21 protein-coding genes and 1 rRNA gene are annotated in these 19,222 nt (G+C 70.3%); all 22 read right to left on the bottom strand.

Going from position 1 to position 19,222, the window contains the following annotated elements; all coding sequences use genetic code 11:
* Positions 1–34 precede the first annotated feature (34 nt).
* The 22 genes from der to rrf all read right to left on the bottom strand — a co-directional run bounded on the left by der (position 35) and on the right by rrf (position 19,218).
* Complete coding sequence (gene der / locus ACEVFP_RS09015; RefSeq protein ID WP_375003454.1) at positions 35–1,384, bottom strand: ribosome biogenesis GTPase Der; 1,350 nt, start codon at positions 1,382–1,384, stop codon at positions 35–37.
* Positions 1,377–2,081 carry a lysophospholipid acyltransferase family protein gene (locus tag ACEVFP_RS09010; RefSeq protein ID WP_375003452.1) on the bottom strand — a complete coding sequence of 235 codons (705 nt, stop codon included), beginning with the start codon at positions 2,079–2,081 and terminating at the stop codon, positions 1,377–1,379. The genes der and ACEVFP_RS09010 overlap by 8 nt, the downstream gene beginning before the upstream one ends.
* Positions 2,082–2,160: 79 nt before the next feature.
* Complete coding sequence (gene cmk / locus ACEVFP_RS09005) at positions 2,161–2,829, bottom strand: (d)CMP kinase (protein WP_375003450.1); 669 nt, start codon at positions 2,827–2,829, stop codon at positions 2,161–2,163.
* A 34-nt stretch (positions 2,830–2,863) separates the two neighbouring features.
* Positions 2,864–3,919 (bottom strand): prephenate dehydrogenase, encoded by a 1,056-nt coding sequence (locus ACEVFP_RS09000; RefSeq protein WP_375003449.1) that lies wholly within the window; start codon positions 3,917–3,919, stop codon positions 2,864–2,866.
* Positions 3,916–4,653 (bottom strand): pseudouridine synthase, encoded by a 738-nt coding sequence (locus tag ACEVFP_RS08995; RefSeq protein ID WP_375003448.1) that lies wholly within the window; start codon positions 4,651–4,653, stop codon positions 3,916–3,918. Before ACEVFP_RS08995 ends, ACEVFP_RS09000 begins: the two co-directional genes overlap by 4 nt.
* Positions 4,643–5,356, bottom strand: coding sequence for an SMC-Scp complex subunit ScpB (gene scpB, locus ACEVFP_RS08990; protein ID WP_375003446.1), 714 nt, complete (start codon positions 5,354–5,356; stop codon positions 4,643–4,645). The genes ACEVFP_RS08995 and scpB overlap by 11 nt, the downstream gene beginning before the upstream one ends.
* Positions 5,349–6,242, bottom strand: coding sequence for a segregation and condensation protein A (locus ACEVFP_RS08985; RefSeq protein ID WP_375003444.1), 894 nt, complete (start codon positions 6,240–6,242; stop codon positions 5,349–5,351). The genes scpB and ACEVFP_RS08985 overlap by 8 nt, the downstream gene beginning before the upstream one ends.
* A complete protein-coding gene (locus ACEVFP_RS08980; RefSeq protein WP_375003442.1) occupies positions 6,239–6,586 on the bottom strand; it encodes a hypothetical protein in 348 nt (115 codons plus the stop codon). The genes ACEVFP_RS08985 and ACEVFP_RS08980 overlap by 4 nt, the downstream gene beginning before the upstream one ends.
* Complete coding sequence (locus ACEVFP_RS08975; RefSeq protein WP_375003441.1) at positions 6,571–7,419, bottom strand: ParA family protein; 849 nt, start codon at positions 7,417–7,419, stop codon at positions 6,571–6,573. Before ACEVFP_RS08975 ends, ACEVFP_RS08980 begins: the two co-directional genes overlap by 16 nt.
* Positions 7,420–7,481: 62 nt before the next feature.
* Positions 7,482–8,405: a site-specific tyrosine recombinase XerD gene (xerD, locus tag ACEVFP_RS08970; RefSeq protein WP_375003439.1), complete on the bottom strand. Its 924-nt coding sequence runs from the start codon at positions 8,403–8,405 to the stop codon at positions 7,482–7,484.
* Positions 8,406–8,423: 18 nt separating this feature from the next.
* Positions 8,424–9,038, bottom strand: a complete 615-nt coding sequence (locus ACEVFP_RS08965) for an NUDIX domain-containing protein (protein WP_375003437.1) — start codon at positions 9,036–9,038, stop codon at positions 8,424–8,426.
* Positions 9,035–10,756: a CTP synthase gene (locus ACEVFP_RS08960; RefSeq protein WP_375003792.1), complete on the bottom strand. Its 1,722-nt coding sequence runs from the start codon at positions 10,754–10,756 to the stop codon at positions 9,035–9,037. Before ACEVFP_RS08960 ends, ACEVFP_RS08965 begins: the two co-directional genes overlap by 4 nt.
* Positions 10,757–10,892: 136 nt before the next feature.
* On the bottom strand, positions 10,893–11,753 hold the full coding sequence (locus ACEVFP_RS08955; protein ID WP_375003436.1) for a copper transporter: 861 nt from the start codon (positions 11,751–11,753) through the stop codon (positions 10,893–10,895).
* A complete protein-coding gene (gene steA / locus ACEVFP_RS08950; protein WP_375003435.1) occupies positions 11,750–12,931 on the bottom strand; it encodes a putative cytokinetic ring protein SteA in 1,182 nt (393 codons plus the stop codon). Before steA ends, ACEVFP_RS08955 begins: the two co-directional genes overlap by 4 nt.
* Before the next feature lie 101 nt (positions 12,932–13,032).
* On the bottom strand, positions 13,033–14,715 hold the full coding sequence (recN, locus tag ACEVFP_RS08945) for a DNA repair protein RecN (protein WP_375003433.1): 1,683 nt from the start codon (positions 14,713–14,715) through the stop codon (positions 13,033–13,035).
* Entirely contained in the window at positions 14,715–15,629 is a 915-nt protein-coding gene (locus tag ACEVFP_RS08940) for an NAD kinase (RefSeq protein WP_375003431.1), read from the bottom strand. Before ACEVFP_RS08940 ends, recN begins: the two co-directional genes overlap by 1 nt.
* Positions 15,626–16,441 (bottom strand): TlyA family RNA methyltransferase, encoded by an 816-nt coding sequence (locus ACEVFP_RS08935; protein WP_375003430.1) that lies wholly within the window; start codon positions 16,439–16,441, stop codon positions 15,626–15,628. The genes ACEVFP_RS08940 and ACEVFP_RS08935 overlap by 4 nt, the downstream gene beginning before the upstream one ends.
* Before the next feature lie 13 nt (positions 16,442–16,454).
* On the bottom strand, positions 16,455–16,727 hold the full coding sequence (locus tag ACEVFP_RS08930) for a hypothetical protein (protein ID WP_375003429.1): 273 nt from the start codon (positions 16,725–16,727) through the stop codon (positions 16,455–16,457).
* 8 nt (positions 16,728–16,735) lie between these two features.
* Positions 16,736–17,740, bottom strand: a complete 1,005-nt coding sequence (locus ACEVFP_RS08925; RefSeq protein ID WP_375003428.1) for an HAD-IIA family hydrolase — start codon at positions 17,738–17,740, stop codon at positions 16,736–16,738.
* A gap of 10 nt (positions 17,741–17,750) precedes the next feature.
* Entirely contained in the window at positions 17,751–18,098 is a 348-nt protein-coding gene (locus ACEVFP_RS08920) for a single-stranded DNA-binding protein (RefSeq protein WP_375003427.1), read from the bottom strand.
* A 94-nt stretch (positions 18,099–18,192) separates the two neighbouring features.
* Entirely contained in the window at positions 18,193–18,828 is a 636-nt protein-coding gene (locus ACEVFP_RS08915) for a hypothetical protein (protein ID WP_375003425.1), read from the bottom strand.
* Between the two features lie 273 nt (positions 18,829–19,101).
* Positions 19,102–19,218 (bottom strand): 5S ribosomal RNA (rrf, locus tag ACEVFP_RS08910).
* Positions 19,219–19,222: the final 4 nt, after the last annotated feature.

Here is a 19,222-nt window from a genome sequence, read left to right as displayed (position 1 = left end):
AGGACGCGGCGGCACGAGGCTCGTCAGGACGTCATCAGCGACGCCCGCGCTTCTCGCGCGGCCGCTGCTGGATGTGGATCGGTGTCCCCGCGAACCCGAACTCCTCACGCAGCCGACGCTCCACGAAGCGCAGGTAGCCTGCCTCAAGCTTTCCGGAGGTGAACAGGATGAACGTCGGCGGAGCGATGGAAGCCTGTGTGCCGAACAGGATCTTGGGCTGCTTCCCGCCACGCACCGGGTGGGGATGCTCGGAGACGAGTCGTCCCAGGAAGGAGTTGAGTGCCCCGGTACCCACCCGGGTCTCCCAGCCGGCCAGGGCAGTGTCGAGGGCACGCACGAGCCGATCGACGTGCCAGCCGGTGCGGGCCGCGATGTTGACGCGCGGCGCCCACGCCACCTGCACGAGCTCACGCTCGATCTCGCGCTCGACGTAGAAGCGGCGCTCCTCATCGAGCAGGTCCCACTTGTTGAAGGCGACGACGAGGGCGCGTCCGGTCTCGGCGACCGACGTGATGATCCTGGTGTCCTGCTCCGACAGCGGCTCGCTGGCGTCGATGATGACCACGGCCACCTCAGCGCGCTCCACGGCGGTGCTGGTGCGCAGGCTGGCGTAGTACTCGTGCCCCGAGGCCTCGCGCACCCGCCGCCGGATGCCGGCAGTGTCGATGAAGGTCCAGGTCCGGCCGCCCAGCTCGACCAGCTCATCGACCGGGTCCACGGTGGTCCCGGAGGCATCGTCGACCACGACGCGATCCTGCCCCGCCAGCTTGTTCAGCAGGCTGGACTTGCCGACGTTCGGCTTGCCGACGATGGCCACCCGACGCGGACCGCCCTCGAGCTCGTCCTCGTCGTCCGGGGCGTTCGGCAGGGCCGCAAGGACGACGTCCAGCAGATCTCCGCTGCCCCGCCCGTGCAGGGCGGAGACGACGTGCGGCTCACCCAGGCCGAGGTTCCACAGCCCCGCGGCCTCGAGCTCGCCCCGTTCGTCGTCGACCTTGTTGGCGGCCAGCACGACGGGCTTGTCGGCGGCGCGCAGGATCCGCACGACGGCCTCGTCGGCATCGGTGATCCCCACGTTGGCGTCGACGACGAACAGCACCGCGTCGGCGGCCTGCACAGCCAGCTCGGCCTGGACGGCGATCCGTTCGGCCAGGCCGCGGGCGTCGGGGTCCCAGCCGCCGGTGTCGACGACGGTGAAGGCCTTGCCGTTCCACTCCGCCTCGTAGGGAACCCGGTCGCGGGTGACACCCGGGACATCCTCGACGACCGCCTCACGGCGACCGATGATCCGGTTGACGAGGGTGGACTTGCCGACGTTGGGGCGACCGATGATGGCGAGGACGGGCAGGCGCCCGGACGGCTCGGGACCCGACGGTTCAGCCATCGGAGCTCCCCGCAGGGAGCGGGCCGGGCAGCTGCAGCGAACTCTCGGTGAGGGTGCGCTGCAGGTGCGCGCGCAGGTGGTCGTGGATCTGGTCGGTCACGTCGTCCACTGTCTCACGCGAGCGCGGCCACGGCTGGGCCGGGAAGAGCAGCGGCCGGCCATAGGCGATGTCGATTCGTGCACCCTTGGCGGCACGCGTCTCGGCGTCCTGCCCGGCGAGCCGGGTACCGACGATGACCACCGGCACGACCGGGGCTCCGCTGACCGCGGCCAGCCAGCCGATGCCACGACGGATGCTGGCGAAGTCCCCCGCACCACGCAGCCCCTCGGGGTACACGACGACGCTCTGACCGGCAGCCAGGGCTCCGGCTGCCCTCCGCAGGGCTCCGACGTCCCGGGCCTGGCGATCCAGGCGGATCTGTCCGCTGAGGCGCAGCAGGACGCCACTGCGGCTGTCAAAGGCCTCTCGCTTGGCCAGGGCATGGGCAGGACGCGGGGTGCGGGCGATGAGCAGTGGTCCGTCGAGCCAGCCGATGTGGTTGCTGGCATAGATCACCGGACCGCGGTCGGGGACGTGATGCAGGCCCTGCTCGTGCAGATCCCAGCGTCGCCTGATCCACCACGACGCCACGAACCGCAGGAGCCGCAGGCCGGCCTCCGGCAACGGCTGGGGAACGATGTCGGGGGCAGCGCTCACGCGACCACACCCTCAGAAAAACCACGATAGGAACGTGACCGCATGAAGTGACCTGGACGGTTCGCTCGCTGGCGCTCGCTCACGGCCGCACCTCGCGCACGAGTCCCACCACCGCCTCGACGACCTCGTCGAGGCTCAAGTGGGTGCCGTCCACGAGCACGGCGTCGTCGGCGCGCACCAGCGGCGACGCGGTGCGTGAGGAGTCGATGGCATCACGCCGTGCGAGCGCGGCGAGCGTCTGCTCGGCGTCGCTCCCCCCCTCCTCGGCGGCACGGCGTGCCGCCCGTGCCTGCGGGTCGGCCACGAGGTAGACCTTGACCTCGGCGTCCGGCGCGACGGTCGAGCCGATGTCCCGTCCCTCCACCACGATGCCGTCGGTGGCCCCGGCGATGATCTCCCGCTGACGCTCCACGAGCAGCTTCCGCACGGCGGGGACGGCGGAGACCGGGCTGACGCTGGCGGTCACGTCGGCACCCCGGATCGCGGCGGAGACGTCCGTGCCATCAACCTCGATGGTCGGTGCCTGCGGATCGGTTCCGGAGACCAGGCGCACGTCGGCAGCCGCCCCGGCGATCGACGCGGGGTCCTGCAGATCGGTCCCCTGCTGCAGCATCGCCCACGTGACCGCGCGGTACATCGCGCCGGTGTCGAGGTAGGACAGGCCGAGTGCCTGGGCGACACCACGTGCGGTGCTCGACTTTCCCGAGCCCGAGGGTCCGTCAACGGCCACGACCAGCGGGGTACTCACGTTCTTCTCCTGGAGGATGAGGGTGGGATGGGGATCATCGGTAGGCCGTCCAGCCGTCCTGGGTCAGGACGTCGACGAGATGCTCGGCGCGAGCGGCCAGCACCGCGATCTCGACGAGACCGACCGGACGGCCGAGCTCGTGGTCGATGCGCAGGTCCTCGATGTTGACACCGGACCCACCGACGCGTGCGAACAGACGAGAGAGCTCGCCCGGTGCGTCGGAGACCTGCACGAAGACGGTGACCAGCTCCGGTCGTGCACCGCCGTGCTTGCCCGGCAGGAGCTCGGCCCCCTCCCGCCCGGACTTCAGCACCGCCGACAGGTCACGTCCGGCGTCCAGTGCCTCCAGCACGACGTCCAGGTCGGCCCGCACGGCACCCAGCACGTCGCGAACCGCTGTGGCGTTGCCGCCGAGGATGTCCTGCCACAGGCTCGGGTCGCTGCCGGCGATGCGGGTGACGTCGCGCAGTCCCTGCCCGGCGAGGGCGAGGTGGCTCGTCGGCGCGTTCAGGAGTCGGGCCGCGGTGAGCGAGGACACCACCTGCGGGACGTGCGAGACGAGAGCCACGGCATCATCGTGCGCGTCGGCGTCCATCGTGATGGGGACGCCCCCGAGCATCACGGCGACCTCCTCGACAAGCCGGACCGAGGCGTCGGCCGAACCGTTGGTCGGTGTCAGCACCCACGGGCGGCCTTCAAAGAGCTGCCCGGAGGCAGCCTGCGGACCCGAACGCTCGCTGCCGGCCATCGGATGTCCGCCGACGTACCGCTCGGCGCCGGGGTCGCCCTTGACGGCGGCCAGGATCCGCCCCTTGATGCTCGCGACGTCGGTGACGACGGCATCCGGCCAGTCCCGCAGTGCCGCGCGCACGGCCTCAGCCGTGGCGCGGGGTGGGACGGCCACGACGACGAGTGCGGGATCGGAGACCGGATCAGCGACCCCCGCACCCCGTGCGACGGCCACACGCACATGCTCCGGGTCGGCGTCGACGAGGTGGACGTCGATACCGTGTGAGCGCAGTCCGAGCGCCACCGACGTCCCGATGAGCCCGCACCCGACCACCAGGGTCGGCGGCAGTACGGCAGTCATGCCTGAACGCTATCGAACAGGGCACCAGTCTCGTCGCGGGTCAGCTCTCGCAGATCGCCCACCGCGAGGGAGCCGAGCGTGAGTGGCCCGAAGGCGGTCCTGGTCAGCTCACGCACAGGGTGACCCACCGCCTCGAGCAGCCGCCGCACGATGCGGTTGCGCCCGATGTGCAGGTCCAGCTCGACCATCGAACGGCCCCGTGCCCGGTCCTTGACCACGAAGCGGTCCACGGCCGCCAGTCCGTCGTCCAGCTCGACCCCGTCGCGGAGCCGACGGCCGAGGGAGTCCGAGACCGCTCCGTCCACGAGTGCGACGTAGGTCTTGGTGACCTCGAAGGCGGGGTGAGCGAGCCGGTGGGCCAGGTCCCCGTCGTTGGTGAGCAGCAGCAGGCCGGACGTATCGGTGTCGAGCCGACCCACGTGGAACAGACGTTCCTGGCGGTCCGCCACGAGCTCGGAGAGGTCCGGGCGCCCCTGCTCGTCGGCCATCGAGGAGACGACGCCTCGCGGCTTGTTCAGCAGCAGGTACACGTGGTCACTGGCCGGAGGCAGCCGGCGACCCTCCACCCGGATGACGTCGGCTACCGGGTCCACCCGGGTGCCCATGCGGGTGACGACCTCGCCGTTGACCTCCACGAGGCCCGCGAGCATGAGCTCCTCACAGCGACGCCGGCTCGCGACCCCGGCCTGGGCGAGGACCTTCTGGAGCCGGACCCCGTCCTGCTCACTGTTCACTGCGCTGGTCCCCCTCGGGGATCTGCTCAGGCTCCGGCGCGGGTCCCGGCCCCCCGTCGTCGGCCGCCCCGGCCGCGATGCTCTCCGCCTCGTCGTCCATCTCGGTCAGCTCCGGCAGCATGGGGGCGATCTCCGGAAGCTGTGACAACGAGTCCAACCCCATGCGCTCCAGGAAGTAGCTCGTGGTGCGGTAGAGGATGGCACCACTCTCGGAGTCGGTCCCAGCCTCCTCGATGAGCCCACGGGTGACCAGCGTGCGGGCGACGCCGTCGACGTTCACGCCACGGATCGCCGAGATGCGCGAACGGCTGATCGGCTGACGGTAGGCGACCACGGCGAGCGTCTCCAGCGCCGCCTGGGTGAGTCGGGCCTGCTGGCCGTCCACGACGAACCGTTCGACGGCCGGAGCCAGCTCCTCGCGGGTGACGTAACGCCATCCGCCGGCCACCGCGCGTAGCTCGAAGCCACGACCCTGCTCGTCGTACTCGGCCGCCAGAGCCTTCAGCGCATCCTCGATGTCCACGGGCGGATGACCGACGGCCTGGGCCAGCGTCAAGTGGTCCAGCGGCTGGTCGGCCACCATCAGGACCGCCTCCAGCGCCGGCCGCAGCTCGAGCATCTCCAGCTCGAGCTCGTGCGGGCGGTCGGTGCCTTTCGCCGCCCACGGCCCGGCACCCCCGCCGGGATAGTCCTGGTCAGTCATCGGGGTCCTCCGGGATGGGTGTGGGTTCCTCGTCGGGGAGACTGGGCTCATCAGGGACGTTGGGTTCGTCGAACTCCTCGCCGACGTCGATGTCGCCCTCGTCGGTGCCGGTCCACCGCAGATGCAGGTCGGCCAGCGGTGAGGCCTGGTCGAAGGAGATCACGCCCTCGCGGAACAGCTCCAGCAGCGCGAGGAACCGCGCGACGGTGGTCATGAGGTCGGCATCGGCCGTGAGCGCACGGAACGTGGTGCTCCGGTCGCGTCGGAGCCGATCGACGATGAGGTGCCCCTGCTCCCGGACGCTGACCGCGGGAGCATGCAGGTGCGCCAGGGACAGGATCGGCTCCGGCTTGGGCTCCAGGGCCTTGGCTGCCAGCTGCGCCAGCTCCTGCGGGCCCACGGAGATGAGCACCTCCGGGAGCAGGTCGGCGAAGCGCGGCTCCAGCGACACGGTCCGCGGGTACCGGCGCCCCTCGCGGGCGTACCGCTCCCCCAGCATCGTCGCCACCTGCTTGAAGGCCCGGTACTGCAGCAGCCGCGCGAACAGCAGGTCACGCGCCTCCAGCAGCGCCAGATCCTCCTCGTCCTCGACGTCACCCTGGGGCAGTAGCCGGGCCGTCTTGAGGTCCAGCAGCGTCGAGGCCACCAGCAAGAAGTGGGTGGTCTGCTCCAGGTCGCCGTCCATCGTGGCGATGTAGCGGACGAACTCATCGGTGACGGTGGACAGTGCCACCTCGGTGATGTCGAGCTGGTGCTTGGAGATCAGCTGCAGCAGCAGGTCGAAGGGACCCTCGAAGACGCCGACGTCGACCATGAATCCCGGCGAGCCTGATGCCCCGTCCCCCACAGGCGCGTCCGCGACCGGTTCGTCGGACGTCGCGGTCATGAGCTGCTGAGCCGCCGGGCGACGTCGCTGTCGGTACCGCGGTCCTCGAGGTCCTCCAGCACGATGGCAAGGGCTGCGCGGACCAGCCGTCCGCGATCGACGTTGCGTCCCAGGCTGCCGCGCAGCCGCAGCCGTGCCTGCTCGATGGCCAGCAGCTCCTCGGAGGTGACGTACACCGTCATCTTCTCATCGTGCTTGACCCGGCCGCTGCCGCGTCGCGGACCCTCGGGAGCCGGTTGGCTCGGCGACGGCTCCTGTGGCGCCTGGTCCTCGCCGTCGCGGGCCGGGCGGGCCGTGGAGCGGAACAGCTCGTCGGCCCCGGGCAGGTTCACGCGTCGGGGCATCGCTGCAGCACCTCCCTGGCCAGCTGCCGGTAGGAGTCCGCGCCGGCCGAGGACGTCGCGTACTCGGTGATCGGTTCTCCAGCGACGGTGGAGTCGGAGAACTTCACGGTGCGTCTGATGACGGTGTGGAAGACCAGGTCGCCCCAGCCCTGCACGAGGGTCTGCAGGACCTCCCTGCCGTGCAGGGTCCGGCTGTCGAACATGGTGCCGAGCAGACCGATGATGCGCAGGTCGAAGTTCGTGCGGTCGCGGACCTTCTCGATGGTCTCCTTCAGCAGCGCGACACCCCGCAGCGCGAAGTACTCGCACTCCAACGGGACGATCACGCCGTCGGCGGAGGTGAGCGCGTTGACGGTGAGCAGACCGAGCGAGGGCTGGCAGTCGATGAGGATGACGTCGTACTCATGGAGCACCGGCCGCAGCACGCGGGCGAGCACCTGCTCGCGGCCCACCTCGGTGACCAGTCGCATCTCGGCCGCCGAGAGGTCGATGTTGGACGGCACGAGGTCCAGACCGTCGACCGAGGTCTCCATGACGATGTCGCGCAGCAACAGATCGGAGTCCATGAGCACGTGGTAGATGCTCTGCTCCATCTCATGGGCGTTGAAGCCCAGACCGACGGTCATCGACCCCTGCGGGTCGAAGTCCACCAGCAGGACGCGGCGTCCGGCCTCGACGAGGGCGGCCCCGAGATTGATCGTCGTGGTCGTCTTGCCCACGCCGCCCTTCTGGTTGCACAGGGCAATGACTTGGGCGCGCTGGCCGGGTCGTCGAGGTGCCGGTTCTGCAAAGGTGGGGAGTGGACGTCCGGTGGGACCGAGCTCGTCACTCATCGATGTCCTTCCCCTGTTGCTCGACACGTTCGGGTCACTGTACCGCCCACGTCGAGCTGCGTTCAGCCACGCGCCCGAGGATGCGCCGTCGCGTAGATCTCGCGGAGCTTGTCCACGGTGACCAGCGTATAGATCTGGGTCGTCGTGACGGACGCATGTCCGAGCAGCTCCTGCACCACCCGGACGTCGGCGCCACCGTCGAGCAGGTGCGTGGCAAAGCTGTGTCGCAGCGTGTGCGGGGAGACCTCCTGGTCGACACCGGCTCGACGGGCCGCCTTGACCAGCACCGTCCAGGCGCTCTGGCGGCTCAGCCGTCCGCCACGGGCGTTGAGGAAGACCGCCGGGGAGGCCGCCTGGGCCGAGACCAGCGCACGACGCGAGACCTGGACGTAGTCGGCGAGTGCCTCCAGTGCGTAGGAGCCGACGGGCACCACCCGCTGCTTGCCGCCCTTGCCCTGCAGCAGCGCCGTCCCCTCCTGCAGGTCGATGTCATCGATGTCGAGCCCCACCGCCTCCGAGATGCGGGCCCCGGTGCCGTAGAGGACCTCCAGCAAGGCACGGTCACGGGAGGCAAGTACGGTCCCGGGCGCGCTGGCGGCCTCGAGGATCGACTCGACCTGGTGCAACGGCAGCGCCTTGGGCAGACGGGCGGCAGGCCGCGGCGGCTTGACGGCTGCGGAGACGTCGGTGTCGACGATCTGCTCGCGCAGGCAGAACCGGTGGAACCCGCGCACGGCCACCACCGCACGGGCCGAGCTGGCCGGCCCGAGGGCCTGGTGGTCCTCATCGCCCGTGCGCAACGCGGCCAGAAAGGCCAGCACGTCGGCCTCCTGCACAGCGGCCACCGTGTCCGTCCCTCGAGCCAGGAGGAAGGCCACGTAGCGGCGCAGATCACGTCGATAGCTGCCCATCGTGTTGGTGGAGAGTCCGCGTTCGACCCCCAGGTGGCTCAGGTAGTCGGCAACGGCGCGCTCAAGGTCGCTCATGCGGAACTGTTCACCCGCTCATGCCCTGCTTCTTCGCGTCTGCTCCGCCAGCACCGCGGCGATCGACAGGGCGTCGCCGAACGCGCCGGCGAGCGCCGCGTCCACGGCGTCATCGAACGGCAGCCACCACTGCTGGATCTCGGCCTCCTCGGCCTGACGCTCGGTGCGGTCCGCTTCGGGGACAGCGGTGAGCCCGCTGGCTCGAAAGACCTGCCACCGTTCACTGGAGTAGCCCGGGGTGGCCGTCAGCTGCAGCAGTGGTTCCCAGCGGCGCGCCACGACGTCGGCCTCCTCGGCCAGCTCCCGGGCAGCTGCATCCTCAGGGCTCTCCCCCGCGACGTCCAGCGTGCCCGCCGGGAGCTCGACCAGGCGCGCCGCCACCGGGTGTCGGTACTGCTGGACGAGCAGCAGTCGGTCGTCGTCGTCGAGCGCCAGCACCGCGACGGCCCCGTGTGGACGAACGACGGCTCGGCCGTGCTCGCTCCCGTCGGGAGCAACGATCGTCTCGTGGGTCAGCCGGAGGTAGGAGGTGTCGTAGTGGGTGGTGCTGTCGCTGACGGGCCACGCGTCCGGCCGGTCTCGCACGTCGTCCGGGTGCACGACGCGGCCGGGCAGGTACGGGTGGTCGCTCACGAGACCTCCGCCGGGTCCGGGCTCGCAAGCTCTGTCTCGACGGGCAGTCGCGTCTCGCGCTGGCGCTGCAGCGAGGCCTCCACCAGGCCGGCGAACAGCGGGTGCGGTCGCGTGGGGCGCGACTTGAGCTCCGGATGAGCCTGGGTGGCGACGTAGAAGGGGTGCACGTCGCGCGGCAGCTCCACGAACTCCACGAGCGAGCCGTCCGGGGAGGTCCCCGAGAAGACCAGACCGGCCTGCTCCAGTGCGTCTCGGAAGGAGTTGTTGACCTCGTAGCGATGTCGGTGGCGCTCCTCGACCTGCTCGGTGCCGTACAGCTCGGCCACGATGCTGCCGGGCTGGAGGGTGGCCGGCCAGGATCCCAGACGCATGGTGCCGCCCAGGTCGCCAGCACCGTCGACGAAGGCCTCCTGCTCGGCCATCGTGGCGATGACCGGGGCGTCCGCGTCCGGGTCGAACTCCGAGGAGCTGGCATCGGCGATTCCGGCGACGACGCGGGCGTGCTCGACCACGATGCACTGCAGCCCCAGGCACAGTCCCAGGACCGGGATGCCCCGTGTCCGGGCGTACGTGAGCGCGCCGATCTTGCCCTCGATGCCGCGGATGCCGAAGCCACCAGGCACGCAGACCCCGTCGACGTCACCCAGCAGGCGCGAGGCACCCGCCTCGGTGGCGCACTCATCGGACGGCACCCAGCGGAGGTTGATCCGCGCGTCGTGGGCGAAGCCACCGGCCCTCAGGGCCTCTGCCACCGAGAGGTAGGCATCGGGCAGGTCGATGTACTTGCCGACGAGGGCGATCGTGATCTCATCGGCGGGCTTGTGCACGCGGCGCAACAGCTCATCCCACTCAGTCCAGTCCACGTCCCGGAACGGCAGGTCGAGTCGGCGTACGACGAAGGCGTCCAGACCCTCTGAGTGCAGCACCTTGGGGATGTCGTAGATCGAGGGAGCGTCGCTGGCGGTGACCACGGCCTCGGTCTCGACGTCGCACATGAGCGAGATCTTGTGCTTGACGCTCTCCGGAATGTGCCGGTCCGAGCGGCACACGATGGCGTCGGGCTGGATGCCGATGGAACGCAGCGCCGCGACGGAGTGCTGCGTCGGCTTGGTCTTCAGCTCACCGGAGGGGGCGAGATAGGGCACGAGGGAGACGTGCAGGAAGAAGGCGTTGCCGCGGCCGATCTCGTGACGGACCTGACGTGCCGACTCCAGGAACGGCTGGCTCTCGATGTCGCCGACCGTGCCGCCGATCTCGTGGATGACCACGTCGACGTCCGGGCCGCCCATGGAGAGCATCCGGTCCTTGATCTCGTTGGTGATGTGCGGGATCACCTGCACCGTGTCGCCGAGGTAGTCACCGCGCCGCTCCCGGGCGATGACCTCTGAGTACACCTGCCCGGTGGTGACGTTGGCCCGCCCCACGAGGTCCTCGTCGAGGAAGCGCTCGTAGTGTCCGATGTCCAGGTCGGTCTCGGCGCCGTCCTCGGTGACGAAGACCTCGCCGTGCTGGAACGGGTTCATGGTCCCGGGATCGACGTTCAGGTACGGATCCAGCTTCTGCATCGTGACCCGCAGGCCCCGGGACTTCAGCAGCCGGCCGAGGCTGGAGGCGGTGAGGCCCTTGCCGAGTGAGGAGGCGACGCCTCCGGTGACGAAGACGTGCCTGGTGACTGTGCTGTCGGAGCGAGGGCCCCCGGAGCGGGCGCTGCCCGTCATTGCGGTGCTACCTGACAAGGGATCTCCCGTGGTCGGATCGGTCGGGGTGCGAACCGCCATCCATCACGGCTCCACGGGGTTCCAGCCTACCAACGCCGGCCCCGGCTCGGGACAGGACACGGCCAGCGGTGGTGGTTCAGTTGGGCAGCGCGCCGTCAGCGCTGCGGGACGTGCCCCATGCGCCGTCCTCGCCGGCTGCTGCGCGGGCCAGTGCGAGCGCGGCGACAGCCTGCCCGGCGGCAGTGTCGGTGACGTCCACCGTCGAGACGCTCGCGGCCGTCTCGGAGTCACGGATCTCAGCGATCAGGCCGCCGTCCTGGCTCGCCTGGGAGGGACCGGCCACCAGCGCGCCGCTGCCGACTGAGTCGACGGCGGTGAGCAGTCCGCTGAGGCTCTGTCCGCTCTCGCCCGCACGCCCCGGACCGGCCACGACCACGGCGAGGTCCGCCCGCTGCGAGGGCTCGTCGACCCAGGACAGCAGCTCGCCCTCGGCGAAGGCCGCCTTGATGGTCTGCGCCTGGTCATCGAGCTCGCCCTCGTCGCCCAGCAGGGCTCGGCCGAGCGCGGCGCCGACGCGGCTGTAGGCGTCCCCCGCCTCACCGACGGCATCGACGTCGGAGGCGGACTCCTGCGCGACGCTCTCGGCGAACTGCCGGTTGGCCGGGTCGATGAGCTTGCCGGTCAGCTCCACCTGGCCAGTCACCGTGGCACCGGCACGTTCCAGGTTGCGGGTCACGCCCTCGATCTCCTCGGCGCGGGCACCGGGCACGGTCAGCACCACGACGGAACGCTCGCCCAGCTCACCCTCGATCAGTCCCGGGGAGGTCTGCTCGGCATAGCCGGTCTCGAACTCCCTGAGCGCTTCGTCGACGCCCTCACGCTCACCCGAGGACGTCGCCACGGAGTCGGACAGGAAACCCGAGCCCAGCGCGACGCCGGCTGCCAGGGCCAGCAGGACGGCGGCGACGGAGACGAGGTGGTAGCGGAAGCTGATCACGAGATGAGTCCTTCGATCCAGGTACGGAGGTCGCTCACGCGCTCCCCCAGCGAGTCGAACCACTGCTGGCCGACGGGGGTCGCAGCAACGGCGACGACGAGCGCGACGACGCCGGCGAGCAGGAGCAGGAAGATCGGCCACATCGGCACGGCCCGTCCACTCAGGTGCCCGACGGCGTCAGCGTCCACCAGACGCGAGCTGGCCCGCAGTCGGGTCACGAAGGAGCTGGCCACCTCGGCGGCCCCACGCTCCAGGAACTGCACCAGGCCCTTGGGTTGCCCCACCTGCACGATGACGGGTGCATCGTTCTCATCGGCGAGGACGAGCGCAAGGTCGGCCGGCAGGCCGGCCGCCACGAAGGTGTGGGCGTCCACGTCGGCCTTCTCGAACCGCTCGTGACCGGTTGCCTTGCCCGAACCGCTGGTGACGACGATGTCGGCGCCGCTGCGCACGGCTCGGTCGGACAGGTCGTCCACGGGTCCGATGACGACATGCGGTGTGGTGCCGCGCGCCAGCAGGGCGTCGGCCGCGTCGGTGACGGCGATGATCACCGGATCGTGCTCCCGCATCCACCGCTTGATCTTCTTGAGGTCGGCCTCCCACTCATAGCCCTGGGAGACCACCACGACGTGACGCCCCCGCAGCCGGTCGCGCAGCTGCGGGACTCGCTCGCCCTGCAGGAGCATGGCTCGCTCCCGCTCGAGGTGGTCGGCTGCATTGGCGGTCAGTGACCCGAGCTGTGTCGACAGTCCCTGTTCGGCCTCGCCCAGCGAGGCGGAGACTGCGGCATCGTCGAGTGAGGTGCCTTGGGCGATGAGCGTCTTGCCGCGGAAGATCTTGCCGTCCCTGATCGCCACCTTCTCGCCGCTGCGCATGCTGGAGAAGACGCCGGCGCCGACCTTGTCGATGAGCAGGATGCCGGCGTCGGCCAGCACCTTGGGTCCCAGGTTCGGGTAGTTGCCCGAGCTGGAGGCGGCGGCATTGACCACGGCACGCACCCCGCGGCCCACGAGTGCCTCGGCCTGGGCACGATCCAGGTCCGGCAGGTCGACGACAGCGATGTCGCCGGACTTGAGCGACTTGGCCGCGTGGTCGCCCGGCCGGGCGAACTTCGCGACACCGCTCACGGTGGCGTCATCGGTCTGTGGTGTCGGCTCGCGACTCTTCCATCGGGACATCGCCAGCCATCGTTGCACGCAGGTCCCCAGATTCTGGGAAGGTAGCGCCCGGCGTGCCTGTGAGGCTCACCATCTGGCGCTGCGCCCTGCCACGCGCGCTCTCAGGAACGTTCCGCGAGGTCCAGCAGCTCGCGGGCATGCTCCTGTGCCGCGGCGGAGTCGTCCTGCCCGGCCAGCATCCGTGCCAGCTCGTCGACACGCTCGTGGTCCGGCAACCGACGCACCGTGCTGGAGGTCACCTGTCCGTCGTCGTCCTTGGCCACGTGGAAGTGGTGGTCGGCGAAGGCAGCCACCTGCGGCAGGTGCGTCACCGCCAGGACCTGTGCGTGCTCGGCCAGTCGGGAAAGGCGTCGGCCGACCTCGACCGCCGCCCGGCCGCCGATACCGGCGTCGACCTCGTCGAAGACGAGCGTGGGCACGCTGGTGCGGTCGGCCAGCACGACCTCCAGCGCGAGCATCAGGCGCGACAGCTCTCCCCCGCTCGCTCCCTTGGCCAGTGGTCGCGGCGGCGCACCGTTGTTGGCGGCGAAGAGCAGCTCGACGTCGTCGCAGCCGTGGGCCCGTAGCTCCTCACTGGTGCTGACCTCCACGTGCAGCTGGGCCGACGGCATGGAGAGCTGCGCCAGCTCGGCCTCGGTGAGCTCGGCGAGACGACCTGCCGTCTCGCGGCGGATCTCACCGAGCCGCTCGGCCAGGTCGCGCAGACTCGGCAGGAGCTGATCCCGCTCGGCCTCGAGCGCTGTGATCGTGTCGTCGTCGTGGTCCAGCGAGTGCACCCGCGCCTCGGAGACCCGGCTCCACTCCAGCACGTCCTCGAGCGAGGGGCCGTAGCGTCGCTGCAGGGACGTCAACGCCGCGAGACGTTCCTGCACGACGGACAGCCGCGCTGGATCCATCTCGACCCCGGCCGAGTAGGAGCCGAGGTCAGCTCCTACCTCGTCCAGCAGGATGCCGATCTCCCGCACGCGTCCGGCGAGGTCGTCAAGGCCGTCATCGTGGCCGGCTGCCTCCTGCAACGCTGCGGTGGCTGAGGCGACGAGCGTGCGTGCGTCGGTTCCGTCGTCGTCGGCGGTCAGCAGGGCGTGGGCCGTTGTGGCTGCCCGCACGAGTGCCTCGGCGTGCGCGAGACGTCCTTCCTCAGCCCGCAGCTCCTCCTCCTCACCCGGCACCGGCTCGACGGCCGCGACCTCCTCGAGGCCGTGCTTGAGCATCTCCAGCTCCTGTGCACGCTCCCGGGCATGATCGCGCAGAGCACTCAGCTCGGTCTCGATCTCCTTCCAGCGGGTGAAGGCTGGGACGTACTCGTCGAGCACCTTCTGCAGCGCATCGCCAGCCAGATGGTCGAGGGCCGCACGCTGTGCCGCAGGACGCAGCAGCCGGTGCTGGTCAGACTGTCCGTGAACGGCCAACAGCTCGTCGGTGAGGGTGGTCAGCAGGGCCGCGGGCACGGTAGCCCCTCCGGCGACGGCGCGCGAGCGCCCCTGGGCGGACAGCACACGCCCCAGGACGACGACGTCACCGTCCAGCTCGCCCCCGGCCGCGGTCACGGACCGCTCGACGTCCGTGGCCTCGGGGACGGTGATGCTCGCCGACACGCTCGCCCGTTCGGCGCCGTGACGTACCAGGCCCAGGTCGGCGCGGTCCCCTCGCAGCAGCCCGAGCGCCGTGACCACCATGGTCTTGCCCGCTCCGGTCTCACCGGTGATGACGGTGAACCCCGAGTCGAGCTCGAGCTCGGCGGAGTCGATGACGCCCAGCGAGGAGAGCTTCAGGTGCTGCCACATCAGCGGGTGCCGCCTTCCTGTCGCCCAGCGCCGCGCCAGCCGGACACCGGAAGGTCGAACTTGCGCACCAACCGGTCGGTGAAGGGCGCCGTGTGCAACCTCGCGAGCCTGGCCGGCGTGGTACCGCGACGCACCTCGACGCGGGCTCCGAACGGCAGCTCCGCCGCCCGGCGACCGTCGCACCACAACACACCCGTGGCTCCCTGCCCCACGACCTCGACGGCGAGGGTGGAGTCCGGCGAGACCACGAGTGGACGGGCGAACAATGCGTGCGCACTGATCGGGGCAAGCAGCAGGGCCTGGACCTCGGGCCACACCACCGGACCTCCGGCACTGAAGGCGTAGGCGGTGGACCCGGTGGGCGTGGCGCAGATGACGCCGTCGCAGCCCCACCGTGACAGCGGGCGGTCGTCCACCTCGGCGACGACCTCGAGCATGCGTTCGCGAGAGGCCTTCTCCACCGACGCCTCGTTGAGCGCCCAGTTGGTGGCCACGACCTCGCCCCCGACGCGCACCTCGACGTCGAGGGTGAGACGTTCCTCCACCGTGTAGCTGCGATCCACGACACCGCTCACCACAGCCTGCAGGTCCTCCACGTCGGCCTCGGCGAGGAACCCGACATGTCCGAGGTTCACCCCGAGCACCGGGGTGTCGGTACCGCGGCACAGCTCTGTGGTGCGCAGGATCGTGCCGTCGCCACCGAGCACCACGGCAAGCTCACAGCCGTGGGCGGTCCCCTCGCCAGCCTTGATGACCTCGACCTCGCCGACGTGCGCTGCCGCGAGCTCGTCGGCGTCGGTGTCGGGCACGCACACCGCGATCCCCGCGGCGCGCAGGTCGGTGGCGATCTGGCGGGCCACGGACGTCGCCTCAGGGCGCGCCGTGTGGACCGTGAGCAGGACACGACGGGTCACCGTGCCGCCCCCACGGGTCCGTCGGCCACGACGTCGGTCACGGCCTCGGCCGTGACCGGGGCGGCGTCGGTGCGCAGCCAGCAGAAGTACTCCACGTTGCCGGCCGGACCGGGCAACGGGCTCGCCGCAAGACCGCGGGTGCCCCATCCGTGCCCGTGCGCCGACTCGCACACCGCGAGCACCGCACGTTCGTGCTGCTGTGCATCGCGGACGACACCGTTCTTGCCGAGGTGCTCTCGGCCCACCTCGAACTGAGGCTTGATCATCAGCACGATGTCGCCCTCCTGGGTGCAGATGCCGGTCAATGCTGGCATGACCACCGTAAGGGAGATGAACGACAGGTCCGAGACGACCAGGTCGACCTGGTCATCGATGTCGTCCGGACCCAGGGTGCGCACGTTCGTGCGGTCGTGCACGACGACCCGATCGTCAGTACGTAGGGACCACACCAGCTGTCCGTAGCCGACGTCGACGGCGTGCACGCGGCCCGCTCCGCGACGCAGCAGGACGTCGGTGAACCCTCCGGTCGACGCACCGGCGTCGAGGCAGATGCGTCCTTGGACGGCCAGGCCTTGCGGCTCGAAGACTTCCAAGGCCCCGAGGAGCTTGTGGGCCCCGCGCGAGGCCCAGCCGGGGTCGTCGCCGTCCTTCACCACGATCGCCTGATCGGTCCGGACCTGGGTTGCTGCCTTGGATGCCCGCTGCCCGTCGACCAGCACGTGGCCGTCGGCGATGAGCGTGCTGGCGTGCTCACGTGAGCGAGCCAGGCTGCGCCGGACCAGCTCAGCGTCGAGACGGACGCGTCTGCTCATGGTGTACGTCGGCTCACGAGGCGGGCGTGTCGTCGCGGCCGGCCGCGGCCAAGGCGTCACGCAGGGCGTGGTGGACCGCGTCGAGCTCCCCCACGTGGTGAGGGAGGTCGAGCTCGTCCAGGGCTGCGACCCTGTCGAGGAGTGCCGCCAGGTCAGGGCGTTCGAGGGTCGCCTCCCGCGCCAGCTCGACCAGCTCGGCACGACGTTGCTGCGCGGCGAGGTCGACCTCCGGCTCGGTGGCCGCCTGCTCGTCCTGCTGTGCCTCGTCCTGTACCTCGTCGCTCACGAGATCCATCATCCCACCCCGACGTGTTCCGGTACGCGAGGTGGCGTCCCGGTGTCGTCGGCCACCGCCCAGGCCAGGCCGAGAACGGCGCGCAGCAGGTGCAGCGGCTCGCCTGCCTGTCCCACACGGAGCGCGCCCTGAGCCAGGTGCACGCTCGCCTCGCCGCATCGGGCCGTGCTCCCCTGGACGGTGAACGGCGGATGTGGCAACAGCAAGGCACTCAGATCAGCACCGACATAGTCAGGCCGCGCCGCCAGCGGCGCCTCGGCCAGGTCCTGCAACGAGCTGACTCCGGTGAGGACGGCCAGGCTGGGGATGCCGACGCGCGCGGCCCCCTCGATGTCGGTGTCGAGCCGGTCGCCCACCATGAGCGGGGCGCTCGGCAGCAGGCGTGCCAGGCACTCCTCGAACAGTGCTCGTTCAGGCTTGCCTGCCACCACGGGACGAGTGCGGGTCGCATTGGCCACCGCCTGGACCATGGAGCCGTTGCCTGGCGCAACCCCTCGGGCGGTGGGGAACGTGAGGTCGGTGTTGCTGGCAAACCACGGCACGCCGGCGTGCACGGCGTAGGACGCCTCGGCGAGGTCGGCCCACGTCAGGTCCGGACCGAATCCCTGGACGACCGCGCTGACTGACTCATCGAAGCGATCAGTCGTGCGAAGCCCTGCCTCGTGCAGGCTGTGCCGCAGTCCGTCTCCGCCCGCCACGAGGACGAGGGAGTCAGGTGCCACTGCATCGGCGATCAGCCTGGACACAGCCTGTGCCGAGGTGACCACCTCGTCGTCGTGGGCCACCGGCATCCCCAGGTCACGCAGCTGCCCGGCCATGTCGCCCGGTACCCGCGACGCATTGTTGGTCAGGTAGGCCAACCGCATGCCGGCGTTCGTGGCGCCGGTGAGAGCCTCGCGGGCCCCGGGAACCGCCTCTGGACCGATGTAGACGACGCCATCGAGGTCGAGGAGCGCGACGTCGTGGACACGCGTCAGCGGCTCGGTGGTCGTCGCCAGGGCCATATGAAGCAGGCTACCGCCGTACCTTCTGCCACGCGGTACAGCCCGTCAGCTCGACGCTGACGTAGCTGGCGAGCGATCCAGCAGTCCTGGTGAATCGCCGACGCAGGGCGCCCGTGACCTCGATCGTGTCATCGGACCTGAACCGTGCGGCCTTGGCACGCAGCCGGGACGTCCAGGCCACGCACTCGATCACGTCGCAGGCCTGTCGGGACCGACGACGTGCCGCGCTCGTCCGAGGGACCACGATCCGGAAGGTGACGATCCGATCACCGCTCGGGAGCACGCGCTCCTCAGGATCAGCAGACAGGCGGCCGCGCAGCGTGACACAGTTGACGTGAACGGGATCTGAGCTCGACATGGATCCATCGTCACGTCGATGTGCCCCTGCGTACGCAGCGAACGCGCGGCATGTGCACAACGGCCCGCCCGCGCGCCCGCTGTGGACGGACGGGTCAGCCGAGCGCGGCGAGCCGCTCCTCGGCATCGGTGATCCGGTTCCCGTCGACCGCCACGACCCGGTGGAACCACTCAGCCGCCTCCTCGACGCGGCCGAGATCGAGAAGCGTGTCCGCGTATGCATACCGCAACCGGGCCACCCACTCCTCGCGTGACTTGCTGTGCAACGACTCATTCTCCAGGAGCCGCAGTGCTGCTTCGGCCTGACCGAGGTCGCGTCGGGCGCCCGCGACGACGATCGACAGCTCCACCTGCCCCGCATCATCGAGGTGTGAGCGAATGTCGGGAGTGTCGTACGCCAGTGCCTTCTCCGGCCTACCCAGAGCCCGCTCACAGTCGGCCATCATGGCGGCATACAGCAGCTGGCCGTTCATCCGGCGTGCCGCACGCAGCTCCGACAACGCCTCGGCGAACTTGCCCGCGGCGTACGCCGTCTCACCGCAGGCCTCACGGATGATGCCGTTGCGAGAGGCACGGGCGCGCGCAGCCAGGGCGTGCCGGTAGGCCGTCTCGGGGTCTGACCCGATCAGCAGACCAGCCATCACCAGATGCCGAGCCGCGCGTTCAGCGAGCTTCTCCGGCAGGCCCTGAAGCTGTTGACGGGCGTACTTGTCAAGATCCTTGGCGCTCACGTCGTCCGGGATCGGCGGACCGTCATAGATCTGCTGGTCGGCGGTCCGCTCCTCGGCCGCGCGCGGTGCTCGACGGTCCGTGCCACGTCCGCTCGGCCGGCGAGATGCGCCGCGATCATCGCGTCGTCGGCGGTCGCCGCCTCCGGAACGATTCCCCTGGGGCCGCCCCTGCCCACGCGGGCCCGAGCCTGGTGACCTACGTTCACCTGTCATTGTCTTGCTCCTCAAATGCAGCGAGGCCGCCCCCGAAGGAGCGGCCTCGCGCTAAATATAGTCCGGCGACGTCCTACTCTCCCACACCGTCTCCAGTGCAGTACCATCGGCGCTGAAGGGCTTGACTTCCGGGTTCGGAATGTTACCGGGTATTTCACCTTCGCCATGGTCGCCGAAACTC

The organism is Aeromicrobium sp. CTD01-1L150, from assembly GCF_041951745.1.
Classification (GTDB): domain Bacteria; phylum Actinomycetota; class Actinomycetes; order Propionibacteriales; family Nocardioidaceae; genus Aeromicrobium.
The sequence above is the reverse complement of the archived record's forward strand: the minus strand, read 5'-3'. Positions and strand labels throughout refer to the sequence as shown.